At 53.0% G+C, this 15,584-nt stretch carries 14 protein-coding genes; 10 read left to right on the top strand and 4 right to left on the bottom strand.

Annotated features, from left to right (window positions below; genetic code table 11):
- Positions 1-54: 54 nt before the first annotated feature.
- A complete protein-coding gene (locus ACEWPM_RS13095; protein ID WP_393962444.1) occupies positions 55-519 on the bottom strand; it encodes an Arm DNA-binding domain-containing protein in 465 nt (154 codons plus the stop codon).
- Positions 520-1,077: 558 nt separating this feature from the next.
- On the opposite strand from ACEWPM_RS13095, the gene ACEWPM_RS13090 reads away from it, so the two are divergent.
- Positions 1,078-3,201 carry a CHAT domain-containing protein gene (locus tag ACEWPM_RS13090; protein WP_393962445.1) on the top strand — a complete coding sequence of 708 codons (2,124 nt, stop codon included), beginning with the start codon at positions 1,078-1,080 and terminating at the stop codon, positions 3,199-3,201.
- Between the two features lie 38 nt (positions 3,202-3,239).
- On the opposite strand, the gene ACEWPM_RS13085 is transcribed toward ACEWPM_RS13090, so the two are convergent.
- On the bottom strand, positions 3,240-4,244 hold the full coding sequence (locus ACEWPM_RS13085; RefSeq protein ID WP_393962446.1) for an HNH endonuclease signature motif containing protein: 1,005 nt from the start codon (positions 4,242-4,244) through the stop codon (positions 3,240-3,242).
- Between the two features lie 276 nt (positions 4,245-4,520).
- On the opposite strand from ACEWPM_RS13085, the gene ACEWPM_RS13080 reads away from it, so the two are divergent.
- The 4 genes from ACEWPM_RS13080 to ACEWPM_RS13065 all read left to right on the top strand — a co-directional run bounded on the left by ACEWPM_RS13080 (position 4,521) and on the right by ACEWPM_RS13065 (position 8,547).
- On the top strand, positions 4,521-5,714 hold the full coding sequence (locus ACEWPM_RS13080; protein ID WP_393962447.1) for a tyrosine-type recombinase/integrase: 1,194 nt from the start codon (positions 4,521-4,523) through the stop codon (positions 5,712-5,714).
- Entirely contained in the window at positions 5,680-6,414 is a 735-nt protein-coding gene (locus tag ACEWPM_RS13075; RefSeq protein ID WP_393962448.1) for a hypothetical protein, read from the top strand. The genes ACEWPM_RS13080 and ACEWPM_RS13075 overlap by 35 nt, the downstream gene beginning before the upstream one ends.
- 113 nt (positions 6,415-6,527) lie before the next feature.
- Positions 6,528-6,752: a helix-turn-helix transcriptional regulator gene (locus tag ACEWPM_RS13070; protein WP_393962449.1), complete on the top strand. Its 225-nt coding sequence runs from the start codon at positions 6,528-6,530 to the stop codon at positions 6,750-6,752.
- A gap of 22 nt (positions 6,753-6,774) precedes the next feature.
- A complete protein-coding gene (locus ACEWPM_RS13065) occupies positions 6,775-8,547 on the top strand; it encodes a bifunctional DNA primase/polymerase (RefSeq protein WP_393962450.1) in 1,773 nt (590 codons plus the stop codon).
- 272 nt (positions 8,548-8,819) lie between these two features.
- Here the strand turns inward: ACEWPM_RS13065 and ACEWPM_RS13060 are convergent, their stop codons facing one another.
- On the bottom strand, positions 8,820-9,200 hold the full coding sequence (locus ACEWPM_RS13060; RefSeq protein WP_393962451.1) for a hypothetical protein: 381 nt from the start codon (positions 9,198-9,200) through the stop codon (positions 8,820-8,822).
- A 312-nt stretch (positions 9,201-9,512) separates the two neighbouring features.
- Between ACEWPM_RS13060 and ACEWPM_RS13055 the strand changes: the two genes are divergently transcribed.
- The 4 genes from ACEWPM_RS13055 (at position 9,513) to ACEWPM_RS13040 (ending at position 13,419) form a co-directional block, all read left to right on the top strand.
- Positions 9,513-9,740 (top strand): hypothetical protein, encoded by a 228-nt coding sequence (locus ACEWPM_RS13055; protein ID WP_393962452.1) that lies wholly within the window; start codon positions 9,513-9,515, stop codon positions 9,738-9,740.
- A gap of 157 nt (positions 9,741-9,897) precedes the next feature.
- Positions 9,898-11,715, top strand: a complete 1,818-nt coding sequence (locus tag ACEWPM_RS13050) for a DNA methyltransferase (protein ID WP_393962453.1) — start codon at positions 9,898-9,900, stop codon at positions 11,713-11,715.
- Positions 11,716-11,717: 2 nt separating this feature from the next.
- Entirely contained in the window at positions 11,718-12,233 is a 516-nt protein-coding gene (locus ACEWPM_RS13045) for a hypothetical protein (protein ID WP_393962454.1), read from the top strand.
- Positions 12,205-13,419 (top strand): DNA methyltransferase, encoded by a 1,215-nt coding sequence (locus tag ACEWPM_RS13040; RefSeq protein ID WP_393962455.1) that lies wholly within the window; start codon positions 12,205-12,207, stop codon positions 13,417-13,419. Before ACEWPM_RS13045 ends, ACEWPM_RS13040 begins: the two co-directional genes overlap by 29 nt.
- 20 nt (positions 13,420-13,439) lie before the next feature.
- Here ACEWPM_RS13040 and ACEWPM_RS13035 read toward each other — a convergent pair whose 3' ends face one another.
- The gene (locus ACEWPM_RS13035) at positions 13,440-14,402 is read right to left on the bottom strand and encodes a hypothetical protein (RefSeq protein ID WP_393962456.1); all 963 of its coding nucleotides are present in this window, start codon (positions 14,400-14,402) and stop codon (positions 13,440-13,442) included.
- 154 nt (positions 14,403-14,556) lie between these two features.
- On the opposite strand from ACEWPM_RS13035, the gene ACEWPM_RS13030 reads away from it, so the two are divergent.
- Complete coding sequence (locus ACEWPM_RS13030; protein ID WP_393962457.1) at positions 14,557-15,474, top strand: GIY-YIG nuclease family protein; 918 nt, start codon at positions 14,557-14,559, stop codon at positions 15,472-15,474.
- Positions 15,475-15,584 lie beyond the last annotated feature (110 nt).

Raw genomic sequence — 15,584 nt, 5'->3', positions numbered from 1 at the left:
ATCCAAATTTATCAGGGGGGTCACTTTTGGACGCCGATCACCCCAATACAGGGGTCAAAGTTGCATGCTGATCCACATGTCCTGCGTCTCGATGTCTTTCACTTCCATGTCACCAAGACGCGCCTCGGCAAGCGACACGATCCACTCCAGTTTCTTGAGGGTCTGCGCGGCCCGTCCTTCGCGGCGCAACTTGTCGAGATACTCCGCGGCCAGGTCCGAAAAGGAGATGCCTTGCTCGAGGAATTCCTGGCGCTTTCTACGCTTCCGTTCGACCGATGGATCATACCCCTCGACGAGCAAAAGGCGCGCCTCGTCGCGTTTTTCCCTCGCTAGCTTGAGACCAACGAGTGGGTAGCTGCCGAGCGCCAGCAGTTTCTCCTTGCCGTTGAAACGGTACTTGAACCGCCAAAGCTTTGACCCTGTTGGGTTTACCAGCAAGTAGAGACCGTGCGAGTCGGTTGCCTTGAAAGGCTTTACTCTAGACTTAAGGTTGCGAATGGCGACATCGGCGAGGGGCATTGAAAAACCGGAGTCAAATTACAGGTACCCTATAATGTACCCCCTACTCTTGTCGCTGTCACTGGTTTTAGGTGGACATCACTGGACTCGGAATTCAACCATTACAACAAGTTGGGCATCACTGGACGTTGCTGGAAGTTGAAGTGGTGCCCGGGGGCGGAATCGAACCACCGACACGAGGATTTTCAATTAGCCTTGTGATCCGCGCGCGCTGTCTCAGGATCACTCAACCTGCAACGTAGCCGATTGAAAACCTTAACCTTTGCGCTTGGCAGATCGTCTCGACCCGTCTCACGCCGGAGCATTCAAGCTCACCGCTCCTGCTACCCCAGTGATACCCGAGGTGCTTGAGGAGACCACGCAACTACCGTTTGCGTCTCAGTTCCCGGCAATTGGGCGAAGCCGGTATACTTGAATGCCGCAAAAATCGTTAGCTCCGCCGACGGTACTAAAGCTTCGCTATTCAAACCGCCCACAAATCTCTCTACGGTTGCATCACGAGGCTATCTACATACCCAATGCAGTAGCCGTTTGATCAGATTTCTTGAGAGACTGCGATTGTACGATTTATCAAGCTGGCGAAAGCTCTCTGCGGACTACGGCTTTATGCTTCCTGATGTGGAATGTCCCATCTCAGCGCCTCAGGTGCCGGGATTGCTGTTTGAATTGAACAACCTACAAGCTGCTGCTCAGGCCACATCGTTTGACGAACTCCATCGAGTCAGTGCCGCAGTTGCGGAAGAGATCATTCAAGCTCAGGCGAACGCAACCGGCGACGTCGAGCGCCTTCTGCTCGAATATCTTCAGTTCGAAATATCGATTGCGCCAATGATGGTTGCGATTCAGCGAGGTCGCTTTGATAGTGCTTTCGACTGGATACATAACGGCCTAAGTGACAGCGTAGAATCTAGTGCTACACGAAAGTTCTTTGACGGACGGCCATTTCGTTTCATCGGAGCTTTGGTGGACGTGTTGCCTAACAGCTTTCCGAACACGTTTTTGGAATGGACGGATGGTTTCTTCTATTACTGCCGCCATCAATCCGCACTGCAAACTCCTGCTGTCAGGATTGCTCCGCTTTTAGAAGCGACGGTTTTCAAGCTGCCCGCCAATAGGACTCTAAAAACAAAAGCTGCGGTGAGCCTGATGTGCTGGGGTAGAGACACGGGGCATCGAAGCGCGGCTGGCGTCGCAGCCGCTTTGAGAGGCTTGTATGATGTCGATGCATTGCCCAGAGACAACAAAGCTATGATCGCCAAGGCGTTTTCCTCACGGAGCTGCGACTTGATCGGCGAGGAGCACCACAAGTGGGCAAAGATCGTACTGCGAGACTACGCCGACTTCCTGTTTAACCACGAACCCTTTCAGTACCTCTTTGCATCTCTCGAAAACGTGGAAGATTGGGATGAGAATGTAGTCCGCTTGATCGAGACGGCCCAAGACTACTCAGATCGAGTTCGAGACAGCTTCCCGGCCTATACAGACTGGGCGATCGCTCTCGATCAGCGGTCCAGCCTGTTGAGCCCTGTGGCAAAATTCTCGTTGGATAATGATCGAGCGGGAGACTTTGCGAAAATTATCGCCGCTTGGTATGGCGGTGAAATTGAAACAGCTTCTGCCGGGTGCAGTGTCGTTTTGCCGACTGCTATTTCCGGCGTTGGGTTTCTCGGGAACGACCCTGAACTGATCAATTTTCGAGGAAAATTTTCCGGAGCGACCGAGGTGGTAGAAGCGATGAATGAAGCTACCAACAACGCATTGGGTATGACACGAACCGTACAAGCTGGTCCTGAACTTTATCAAGTTCCGGGGCGTCCCGGGCAGCCGAACAGAGATTCTGCGAATGTGTTTGAAGAGGCACTGACTGACTTCTACAATGTCCCTGTTCTAGTTGAGAAGCTGGCTGGATCACCCGCCTTTACATGTTATCCTCACAACCTTCACCCGCTTCAGGCGCTGCTGTCGCGGGAGGCGAATGAATGCTGGCCTTTGAGTTCGAGTCTACGGACACCGCTTCCAGATCGCCCAATTCGGCGGGCCGCCATCTGGGCTTCATGTGATGATTGGTATTCTGAAATGGAGGCGGCCTCGGCGTCGGAATTTCTGCAACGGCACGGTGTCGAAGCACATGTCTATCTTGGGCGTCAGCGTGGTCGAGATGACTTCTTCGCAATGTACCGCGATCCTGCCTATGACTTCATCCATGTAATAGGGCATGGAGTCTTCGACCACTGGCAACTTGGTTCCTCAAAAATCCTCGTAAATCACGGTGAGATCGTTGCTGTAGACGACCTAGTTGGCCTTCACCCAGAAAATGAAGGGAGGCGCCTTCTTTGTTTGAACATTTGTGATGGCGGCGTTTCAGATGGCTTGGGTGGGATACAAAAACTGGGGCTCGCACCTTCATTGGCCTCACCAGCACAAGCGGCTGTTTCCCACATTTGGCCCGTTGAGCCCCGAGTGGCTTCAGCCTTTGGTTTGACAATTTGTTCCGAGTTGATCGCTGCGCAAAGTGACCATTTTGGTGCATTTTCTGAAACCCTAAAACGAGTTCGAGAACCTTGGGAGCAACGTGTTGCGGCGCTGCGAGACCAGTTCGAAGGCGAAATGATGGAACGCCTTGAAAACTTCAATGCTCCTGGTGACATTTTCGATTGGGCTTCCCCCGTGTTCTTTCAGTAGCCACAAACAGTTGTCATCAGCGCCCTTTCCCCTTCGGCTCAGCAGTAGTCATCTATGCATTCTTCATAGCTGTCCCCGGACAGTTCACAATATGTCTTCAGCGCACCTTGGAGCGAAAAGTACTGATGCTCGCTTCGATGGTGGAAGAACTCACCACGAACCGAGATTTGCGCTACCGCCCAGTCTTTGATCGCATTTGGCCCCGGGTTGTGGGTCAGGACGATCAATGCATCTTCGACAAGAGATCGTTGAACCACCAAGCTCTGGTAGATGTCATTTCGTGCGAACACCCTTCCGAACACAAGGCTTTCTGCATAGCGCTCCAGCGCATCGTCGGTCACTTCCGTTGGGCATTCGGGAAATTCCGTTGGCACCCGCCAGCGAACTTGGATGACCGAAGGGGTGAGAGACTCGTACTCTTCTGGGTCCGGCTCGAAATCCGCACGTTCAGCAGTACCGTACAGCCATTCACCAATTGCGCCTCCACTGGGAACCGAACCGCTTTGTGCCCACGCTTCGAAGCGTGACTTTGTTTTGGCGGCCTCGTCTTTCGATACAGTTCGCATCCACGATACGTCTGGATAGGAAGCTTCACTTTGGATCTTTGACGGATCAGCTAGGAAAGCCTCGATTGAACCGTAGACCAGTTCAATGCGTCGCGCGGTGATCTCATTCAACAGGGCGTTTTCTAATCTCGTCAGCCATCGCAAGTTTTCCGGTCGGTTGTTCGCTCGGTTGGTGTCGATGTGATCCACCACGTGCTGATGTGTGGGCGGCTCGCCGTGAAATGCAGAGCAAACAATGCGGTGAACAGGGACACCCGACAGATACTGATACCCAGTTGTTAGGTTTTGGCGCCCGAAGGTCCACGTTTTGTCCAGTGGACGGGCGCGCTTTCGATATTCATTGAAGCGATAAACCGCGCCGTTATCGCGAACGAGATACCGCTCACCTCGATATTCAACTTCGATTTCGTTTTCGTAGACTTCAAGCAGGTGATCTTGATCGACCACTGGCAAATTCGATTGGTCCAAAGATGGCATCACACTCTCCAGTGCAAAATTGCCTCGGCCTTTCCCAGACTACTCGATCTGGTGCCGGTTTGTTGTTGGCAGACATGAAACACGGCGTCAGGCGCTGCCTTATGCTCTGAAACGCAACCGGAGAATGTCGTCCATATAGACACGAAGTCAACCAACGATTGAAGCCGTCCAAAAGCACCAGACTCACCAGACCGCCAGTGCAGAGCGAGCCATCTCGCCTCAACGCATCTAGGATTGTCCCTGACGCGGCTCATCCACTCATCTTATCATGGGCATATGAAACGCAAGCTCACCACCAAGTTCATAGAAGGGCAGAGACCCAACCCGTCGAAACGTCTCGATATCCGGGACGGGTTGATGCCGGGTCTCGTCCTGCGCATCAGCACGTCCGGCACCAAGACATTTTGCCTGCACAAGCGCATCAACAGCAAGATGCGTCGCCTGACCATCGGGCGGTTCGGCGTCGTGTCGCTGGCCGAGGCGCGTGAACGGGTGCGACAGGTTCTTTACGAAATCGAGACGGGACGGTTCGAGGATCGCACGGGCATCGAGGTGGAAACCAAGCCCAAGCTGGGCGACGTGATCCCCGACTACACCGAGAAGCACGCCAAAGTTCACAACCGTGACTGGAAGCGCAAGGAAGCCCTGCTGGCGAAGTTTACGACCCTGCATGGCAAGAGGATCGACGAGATCAAGCGCGCCGACGTGGTGAAAGCTTGTGATACCATCCACAAATCCGCGCCGGTCAGCGCCAACCGTGCGCTTGCTCATCTCAAGCACCTCATGGGCTGGTGCGTCGAGCGCGGCATGATCGATGCATCCCCCATCGCCGGGATGAAACCGTTGTCGAAGGAGCGGTCGCGCGAGCGCGTGGTGTCGGATGAGGAGATAGGCGCGCTGTGGGCGGCCTGCGACGCCGAAGGCTATCCTTTTGGGGACTGCATGAAGCTGCTGATCCTAAGCGGTCAGAGACGCGCCGAGGTCGCTGAAATGCGCTGGTCAGAACTCGACCTAGAAAAACGCCTGTGGACCCTGCCTTCGCAGCGCGCCAAGAACGGTAGGCAGCACACTGTTCCGATCACTGACGCCATGCTGACCGTCCTGCGCAAGGTGCCAAGATTTCTTGGATCGGATTTCGTTTTCACGACGGGCGGCAAATCGCCAGTATCGGGGTTTGGTCGCCTGAAAAAGCGGCTCGACAAGGCACTGCCTGATGCCACGGAACCGTGGATCATTCACGACCTACGCCGCACGATGTCAACAAACATGGCGATGCTGGGCGTCCCGCAGCCCGTTACCGAGGCGTTGCTGAACCACAAGACTGGTGTAGTCTCGGGTGTGGCTGCTATCTACAATGTTTACTCATATGCAGACGAAAAGCGCGAGGCGTTGGGCAACTGGAATGAGCGTATCGAAGAAATCAGAGCGGCCAAGAATGATCAGCCAGTTGCAAGGCAGCATCGTCCCTGAACGATGGGTCGGAGAAACCAGCAAGAATTACCCGCCTAGCCTAAACCCCTGGTCCGAAATTTACACACAAGATACGACGACCGAGATTGCAAAATCGATAAAGCTTAAGAACCCAGATAAGATTGATGCGCTTCGCCTGCAACTCGCTGCCACAGCCGAATATCTCCTCTCATTTTTTGATTTTGTAGGTGGCGCAGCCACACCGGCACAAAAGCAAAAATGGGCAAGCAGAGTTGACATTTTGTGCCGCCGTCTAGCCTCGGAACTAGCAAACTCAGATGATTTTTTGACACCAGTCGTTTTTCGCTCGGATAAAGCAGGTTCTTTGCGATTAGTGCCCGCCTCAGAAGTGCGGCAAAGGGTGCATGAGACCCAAAGCGCGATCTTGGGACTTCGTAATTTAGTTCAAGCTATTTACGGCGTACCCGCCGAAGGTGGGAAGCCGACAGCGCACGCCCGAACCGTGCAATTAGTTGTAGATGGAATGACCGAGGTATTCATCGACCTCATAGGTCTTGAGCACGTGAAGCGTTCCGCATCATTAAGTCATATAGACGGTGAATATCCTGATTTCATTCGGGCTTCGACGCGACCATTTCTCGCTGCTTACTACTCCAAATTCTCAAAAGACCCAAAGCGGTTTGAGAGCCTGAACAGACAGATACAGGCGGCTGTGGCGGCCTATCGAATATACGAATGAACAGAACGCCGCTGATTGAGGCAGTTCCGTTCATAGGAACGAAGTGCTGTATGCCGCGATATATGACAATGCTTTGTTAGGAACCGGTTCCCTTTAACCAGAAAGGGAAAATCATGACAGACAGCATAGCAAACAAGACCTTGGCAACACGCGACGACTTGAAGCGCCTTGGCATCATTGTGAGCAATACGACGCTATTGCGCTGGGAGGCGCGTGGGCGCTTTCCCAGGCGCATCAGAATGGCGGGAACCAGCGTTGCATGGTTTCTGTCAGAAATCGAGAGTTGGCTCACTGAACGTGCCGCCGAGCGCGCTCACACCCATTACACCGACTACTGATCACCTATAAAGGAAAAATACGATGCGAAATTCATTTCGTGTCGAGGGTGACATGAAGTCGTCCTCGATCACTAAAGCTGCGCTCGCGTGGGTAAAACAAGGCGCAAAAATCATCGCTTTGCACGGTATATACGCGAATGGAAAATGCACCTGTGGGAAGCCCCGGTGTCGCAACTCCGGCAAGCACCCCATCGCCGAACTGTTTCCGAAAGGTCAAAACAGCGCCACCAACAACGTAGGAAAGATCCGTCAAGCCTTCGCCAAGCACCCAAACGCTAATCTAGGGGTAATACTGCCCTCCAACTTGGTCGCACTAGACGTCGATGGGCCCGAGGGTGAAGCAGCACTTCGAGATTTAAACTTGAAAAATACCCCCACGGTTCGCACTGGCCGAGGTCAACACCACTATTTTAAGCTAACGCAGACGCTCCCCAAAGCAAAGGTATCCCTACCGCAAGTCGATATTAAGGACGACGCGAATGGGTACATCGTGGTACCGCCAAGCATGCACAAATCTGGTAAGCGTTACAGATGGATACGGACAAAAAAGCCGATTACGCCGTTGCCAGCGAGTTTCATCCGGTCTTTGGAACGGGTCAGCAAACAATCTGTATCACTCGCTAATAAGGTCAAAATCAAAGCTGGTGGTCGCAACAACGAACTGACCGGGATTGCGGGCTTCCTGAGGTATCGGGGGCTTGGAGAAACCGCCATTTCGGCTGCCCTGCAGGCCCTCAACGTATCAGTTTGCAACCCGCCGCTAGATCACGACGAGGTTGACCGCATCGCAGCAAGTGTCGCCAAATATGAAGCAGGGCACGAAGATGCATTCGGCTGGCTGGGTGACGTTGAGGAATCCGAGGTTGAATTTCTTGCCCACCCCTACATCGTAAAGGGTGCAACCACGGTGCTGGACGGGCATATGGGCGTGGGGAAGTCCACATTTACGGCAGCCATCGCATCGGCAGTAACTACCGGAAAGCCGCCTCCATTCCTTGACCAGATTGAGAAGGGTTCTGTTCTTTTCATGTCCGCAGAAGACGATGCTTCACGTGTATTGAAGCCAAGGCTTATGAAGGCGGAAGCTGACGTTTCCAAGATCAGGTATCAAGAGGAGCCGTTCACTCTGGACGAGCGTGGCATGGCATTACTCCGTCAGGAGTTGACCGCTAACACCCCTGCCCTCGTGATCATCGACCCTATTATTGCCTTCATGAAAGAAGGCACCGATGGAAACAAGGCGAACGAAACGATGCATTTCATGGTGCAGCTGGACCAACTCGCCCGTGACTTTGATACAGCCATCCTAATTGTAAGACATCTGAGAAAAGCCAGAGCGGATCAAGCTATGCACCAAGGGATAGGTTCGATTTCGATATCGGCGCGCGTACGATCAGGGTTAATTCTTGGTATCCACCCTAATGACCGTGAAAAGCGGGCGGTTGCACATGCAAAAGCGAACTATTCTGAGTTGGGGCCGACCATAGTATTCAAGATGGAAAACACGGGGCCCCGATCTCACCCACGCATCGTTTGGCACCCAAGTGAGCCGGAGCTGTTTGCTGACGATGTTCTCGCTGGCCCTGAAGGGGATAGGGGGCGTCCGCCGAAGGAGCGTGACACTGCGACCATTTGGTTGGAAGGTCTTTTGCGCAAAGGCTCAGCCAAAAAAAAAGTACTGGACCACAAAGCTAAGGAAAACGGTATCAGCCAGATGACCTTAAGGCGTGCCGCAGAAACATTGGGTGTCAGAAAGTCAAAAGATGGAAAGGAGTCGGTCTGGTCGTTGCCATAGGGAGTTGATCAACCTTGGCCGTGACGCTCACTTGCTCATAATGCCGATACATACAGGCATTGTGAGCAAGTGATCCGGGCGGCAAAAACACGATCCGTTGACTAACAATCAGTGAATCCCGCGCGCGCCGGTCCTGAAAAACTGAATCTTTTCAACTAGCGTGGATATCGATCGTATTACAGTGATCCAAAACGGGTTTCGATTGGGTAGCAAAATACCTAACGAGACTCTCCCAAAGCATACAAAAACCCGATTCGACCGATCATTAAAGATCATTCCGAGTTGCACATCGGCAACCCGCCATACAATTCAACATGCTCCCAGATAAACCGGCGCTCGGCATAGGCAATATAGGGATGCAGGATTTCCGGCTTGGAGTCGACGCCATCGGGCAGGTGCACCGTGACGAACAGGCCGGACGTGTCGCCCTCGAACACACCGTGAAAGGTGACACCCCCTGCATGACCTCTCTGCCCGGTCGTAGCCGACCTGTGAAATGCCCGAATCCGGTTGCGTATCCCTTTCGCTCCCCACGTCCGCCCGATATAGACTGTGCCCGCCGGATCGCCGCGCGCGATCACATACACACCTGCAAGGTCAGGCAGGCTTGCGCGGTCGCTCCACGCGACGGGATGGGACAGTGCCAGTTCCAAGAGACCCCGATCTGCGAGCGCCCTCGCAATTGACTGGTGATCGGGGTGTTGGAAATCCGCGATAGCACGGACCCTGTGCCTTTAGCCGGGGCCTGTTGTATAACACAGGCACCCCGACCATAGGTCAAAGGTGTTCAGCCGATTGCTCGGCCTAGCTATCGAGGGGTTTCCAAGCCCCAACATGGCCGCGTCTGCCATGTCGAGAACAGGAGTAGCAGCAGCCGTGGGAAAACTAAAGGATTTCGAGGGTTGTCACTGACAAGACGCGAGTCTTCGTCTTATCGATCTTCATCAGCAACTTAGGAGATCGATATGACCGACAATGTAACGCTCAAGGCTATCTGCGACGAACTCAAGATCGACCCGCGCGAAGCCCGCGAACGCCTGCGCGCCGCCGCCAGCGACGCCAAGGCAAACCCCGAATTGGCGAAGGCGAGAAAGCCGCGCACCCCGTGGCAATGGATGAAGGGATCAGCCGCCGAGAAGGAAGCGAGGGGTGTGATCGTCGGGACATCTAAGCGTACAGACTTGGGGAGCTAGCAATCACGCTTGCTCTATCGCTGTAGATTTTGTGTTCGAAGTTGATCCTGCCACTAGCTTTATGCGAGAAACACCGCAGCGCTTGGTCAAGGCAACTTAGGTCGGGAATCGATGTCGGGCCGCCAGCGCTCAACAATAGAAAGAACTGGAGCGGTACGTGGCCTCTAACATGCCTTCGAAACAAGAATCACAGGAAGAGACTACGGCCCTGCCGTTCCCTGAGCGCCTTCGAGCCTTCCGCGAACAATTGAACTTGGATCGCGGTGCGCTTGCCGAACGAATTGGCGTCAAGGCCATCACACTATATCGGTGGGAAACCGACACCGCTCGGCCTTCCAGACAAGACGCTGACACCTTGGAGAGCATAGGTTTCGGCAAAGTCGATGAAGCGGACACGAACGCGAGGTCCCGTTCCAGATTGCAGAAGGGGGAAACTTCGGCTGCATCTAGGCAGCTCGCACTGAACCTGCGCTCAGACGCAAAAATCGACCTGAAGACGCAGTCTGGGCAGCTATCAGTCGTACCTGCTCCCTGCGTACGCAACGGTCCACCAGACCAGACTGAGTTCCACAAGCGTCTTTTGGAGATGCAGGCAGCGGGAATGTCTGACGACATAGAATGCACACAGCGTTACTCACTGGTCGAAGAGGTCGAAGGACTAGGTGCTCCAGCGCAGCACTTGCTGGAACGCCCCAAACCGACCGCAGTCTCTTGGAATTCGAACTACGGACCACACGGTTGGCATCGATATGTAGGGCGCTTTCCGCCTCATATGGTTCGTTCCATCTTGAATGCCTTTGGGGCGCGTCCTTCTCACCTGGTTTGTGATCCATTCGTGGGAAGTGGAACAACAGCAGTTGAGTGTCGGCTACTGGGGATACCATTTGTCGGCATTGAGATTTGCCCTTTGTCGGCGATGATGACGAGAACGAAGTCGCGGTTTCCGGATGACCCGAAAGCCATCGCTCGACGCGCAGAAGAATTTGAATTTTTTTATCAGGCGAAATGGTCTGAGATGATAACCGGCACGGATGCGGACAACCTTACAAATTTGGACGTGCTTGAAAGGGTCGGAAACCAAATCCCACAGTTCAAAAACCATGAGAAATGGTTCAACCCAACGGCTCTCTTAGGCACCTCGATAGCTGTTGAGTACGCCATGACCCTTTCGGGATACGAAAGAGAGGCCGTGCTGCTCGCGCTGTCAGCTAAGATGAGAAGCATCGGAAATGTGGATGTTGATGTAGTCCGAGCTGAGTACAGCAAGAAGCCTAGAGAAAAAGTCGACGTTAAAGCCTTGGTTGCGCGGCATTTGAAAAAGATGTCAAAGGACATCCAACTTTCGGTGAAGACTCATGCTGATCTGATCGGAAGCCCAGACATTATTGATGTTATCGAAGCATCGGTACTCGACGTTGACCTAGACCCTCAATCCGTTGACTTTGTGATAACTTCACCGCCATACGGTGTCGAGGCGATCAGCTATCTGCGCACACACTTGTTGTCCTATCGCTCGCTGATCTCTCATCTAGGACACGATCCCTACGACACTCGAGAAAAAACAATCGGCTCTGAGTATCTTGAAGATATTCATCACGAGGCAGGCTCTAGTGCGACAAGAGTGTCTTCTACCATGCGTGATTATTTCCTGGCTTCGGATGTGGATGAAGATCGGAAGTATCGCCTACGCCGTCTCTCCATGCTCCAATTTTGCGATGACATGTTGGCAGTTGGTCAAAAGCTCGCTGTTTGGACAAAAATTGGAGGCAAGGTCGCCTTCGTGATTGGAAACAAGCGTTTAGGAAAATCCATCATTCCGATGGACAGAATCATTATTGAGCTTTTTGAAAGCTGCGGGCTGAAAATTATTGATGCAATGCGGCACAAGCTTAAGACCAACAACAGCAACTCTCAGGTTCCTTGGCAGGAGCGAACCATTCAGGAAGAGTACATACTAATCTTCGAGAGAGCATAGTCGTGCGTTGGACCGAAGGACATATTCACTTAGCCATGCGCAGGATTATGAAGGCTTGTGGATGGACTCTAATTGCGGGCGAATTTCCTGGCGGCTCAGATCATGAACTCTACCCACTGAATGTTGTTGACCCCGCAGTTGCGCGCGACGCCAGTCCGGATCCAAGGCGGCACAGTCTCGGCGAGTTGATCCCAGATCTTGTCGCCTTAAAGGGGCGGCAGTTGACTATTTTCGAAGCAAAAGCCCTCTACAGTGAACCTGATAGGCTCAAGTTGGAGAATCTGCTATCTGCAAGAAGACATGACCTGTTGGCGTCTCTCAAAAAATTCGCCCATGAACGCAATTTTCCAGAGTTGCTGCCGGTCGAAGCTCTACAACTTCTGCCTGTTCTCGCATTTCGTGCGGACGTCGCGGCTCCACCGCCGGTCCACGAAATCAGCTACTTAAGAGTTGTCGATCTGACTTCTGGCTACTTTGAGGGCCGACTTGATGTTGGCTCAAGCTTGGTTGGGAGCTGATATGATGCTAAATACTCTTCCAAACGCTAATAGCGTCCGCACGGCGGTGGAGTCGTCTGATTGGGAGTACGTAGATGCGGAAACCCAAAACCTCACGCACAACGTCCATAGGTATTCTGGCAAGTTCATTCCGCAAATTGCAGCCCGAGCAATAGAAATTCTGTCTAAAGACAGTGACACAATCCTTGATCCCTATTGTGGATCAGGAACAACCTTGCTTGAGGCCGCTTTATTGGGGCGCAATTCGATTGGTATCGACCTAAGCCCGTTAGCAGCGTTAATCGCGAAGGTAAAGACCACACCAATCGACGTTTCAGCTTTGGACGAGCAAGTTACTCGTCTCAAGAAGGCTGTTTCGGAACGAGAGGCACTGACTTCTGAGCCCTTGCCGCTTTTCTCTTCGGATACCTTGGATCAGTCCGTGGGTTTGGAGGGAAATGAGAAATGGAATGATGAATGGTTTAGAAAATGGTTCAATGACCAAGTATTGAAGGACCTCTTGTTCCTCGAGGAGCAAATACAAAACATCGCCGATCAAGACATTCGCAATTTGGCCATCGTGGCGTTTAGTGACATTCTCCGAAAGAGTAGCAACGCGGCGTCGGGCTACCCCAATGTGATGTTCGACAAGCGTCGTCCTGAAAGGCCACGACCTCTCAGACCTTTCCTGAGGTCACTGGTAAAGGCTTCGGAGATGGTGCGGGAGTTGCAGGGTACACCACTCTCTAAGCACCATCCGAAAATTATAAACGCTAGCTCCACAGATATGCCTGTGGAAGTCGATAGCGTCGACGCAATTGTTACTCATCCGCCCTATATTGGCTCGATCCCTTATGCTGAGTATGGGCTGTTGAGTCTGAAGTGGCTGGGCCACGACCCCAAGTCGCTGGATAGGGCGCTCACAGGCGGAAAAAGGCAAACCAAAGATGTCGTTGAGAGGTTTGCCGCCGACTATCAGCTATTTATGAAGGAGTGTCATCGCACCCTAAAACCCGGAAAGTTTGCGTTCTTTATGGTTGGAAATCCCGTTGTTAAAGGGGAAAAGATCGACCTTAGGAAGATGACAATTGATTTCGCCGAGAGCGCGCGCCTTGAACTTGTGGCGACAGCAGAACGGGTCGGCGTTAATCGCAGGGCAAACAAGATGGGTTCAGAGTTCCTGTTATTCTTCCAGAATCAGCTCTAGTACGTCTTAACCCCAAGACCTCAAAGCGAGCCCTTGGGAACTAACGAGTCAGAAAACAAGATTGCATCTGCCGCAATGCGGTAAAGCCGAATGTCCTTCCGCTCTCGCCCGGAAGCAACCGTTTTCCATGTATCGTGGGATATGTGCGGAAACCATAAAACGAGATCCCGAGTGGCGTGTTCGGCAACGTATAGATAGTGATAAAGAATTGACATGCCTGTGTAGGGGTCGGAGCGAATGTTCTGCATTCCAACGTTGTAGAGAACTACCTCACCTTTGAGAAAGCCTATGTCGTCGATGTAGTTAAAGCGAGGAAGCAGGGAGTGCCTCGAGAAGATTTCAACCGAGGGCGGTGGTCCATTATATTGCTCAGGTGAGCGAACCTCATTCTGAGCGAAGTCCTGTCTCTCCGACACCATTCTTGCGTGAAATTGGGATACAATAAGGGCGCGGTTTAGCCCGGCCAGATTGGCGGTTTGATAATACTCATCAAAGAAGGTCGCCATATATGCGCGAACGTCGTCGTCTTTGTGGGGATCCCTTCGCACTTCACACTGGTCATCTACTGGCCAATTTACGGTGGTAACAGCTGAGCCGGTTGCTCTCTCCATGGCATCCAAGGCGTGGAACAATCGCAGGTTCATATATCGTGGACCTGCTGTGTCACCGCCGTGTTTCTTCGCGACATAGGGACCGAAGTATAGGCACGGAACACCACACTCCGCGGCTGCGGCTATTCGTGCGAAGCGTTGACCTACATTATGGCCGCTAGGCACCTCTACCGTCTCCTCAACAACCAAGATCGGATGCCCGTTATCCAACAGAACGACGTCCGGTCGGTCGTAGGAAAGCACTTTGCTCACTTCTGGCCTGTTGCGAGCCCCCGTGATTGGGGCTTCGCGAGCGTCAGCGAGATCAGGGTGTAGGTTGCGAAACCAATACGCTTCTTGTGGTTCGTCATAGAGGATTTCGAAACGCGACATTGCTCACCCTTCAATTGTTTGCTCTTCTTTGTTCCGATATTGTGAGAGGGCACACGCTGCTTGGTCCTACCTAGCAAGCTTGCTGATCTCCCCTCGGCGGTGTTACCGCTTGAGAATACTCAGGTTCTTCAAGCGAGCAAGCAAAAGGAGTCCGATGCCCGATCCGTTTACAATCCGCATCTTTGTGCCTGACGGCGATCCCGAAGGCGTACGGTTGATCGACAGAATGAACTGGACTGGTCTTGGTCTTGTGTTCCCCCGTGGCAAGTGGCCCGAGGTGCGCCAGCGCTCTGAGATGCAGCGAACAGGTGTCTACATCCTCGTGGGCTACAGCGAGGATGACGACTTGCCGACTATCTATGTCGGTCAGGCCGATGGTGTGCGCGGACGGATTGATTCCCATTCGGCGACGAAGGACTTTTGGGATTGGGCTGTCGTCTTTGTCTCAAACAGTGGCGGTCTCAACCGCGCGCATGTGACGTGGCTGGAACACGCCTTAGTGAAGAGGGCGACAGAGGCGAAGCGTTGCCATCTAGACAACGGAAACGCGCCCCAAGAACCTGCTCTGAGTGAAGCCGAGAAAGCAGACACGCAAGGATTCCTAAAGGAAATCCTTCAAATCTTACCCTTGGTCGGTCTGCGTGCCTTTGAGTTCCCCAAGGCAGTTGCCGCACCCCATGCGTCTGATCCTTCGGAAAGCACCAAGCCTCCTTCTTCAAAACCGGACACTATCATTGTCCCGGCACAAAAGGAGGGGTTCGACCGCGTTTTCTTGGGTGAGGACTGTTGGTACGCAATCCGAATATCTGGTGGCATGCTCGAAAAAATCAAATACATCGCCGCGTATCAAACGCAGCCCATTTCTGCGGTGACGCACTACGCTCCGGTCTCTCGAATTGAGCCCTACGGCGAGGGCGGAAAGTACCGGGTCATCTTTTCCGAGAAGGCAAAGGAAATTGGGCCGATCCTGTATGGCGACGCTCCGATGGGTGCGATGCAGGGGCCTCGATACACCAGTTTTTCCAAGTTACAGACAGCCACGAAGCTGACTGAACTTCTTGGGAAGTCCTAACTGCCAATTCAGCCTCTTGCCCAGAAAGCGAACTCACTAACCTCAGCGTATCGGTACAACAGAATGCTACCCAAACGCTACCCGAAGCCCAATTTGCAGCTTGGGAAGGC

The sequence above is a fragment of the Roseovarius maritimus genome, from assembly GCF_043355895.2.
GTDB lineage: Bacteria > Pseudomonadota > Alphaproteobacteria > Rhodobacterales > Rhodobacteraceae > Roseovarius > Roseovarius maritimus.
Note: the sequence above shows the minus strand (reverse complement) of the source record. Positions and strands in the feature narration are given on the sequence as shown.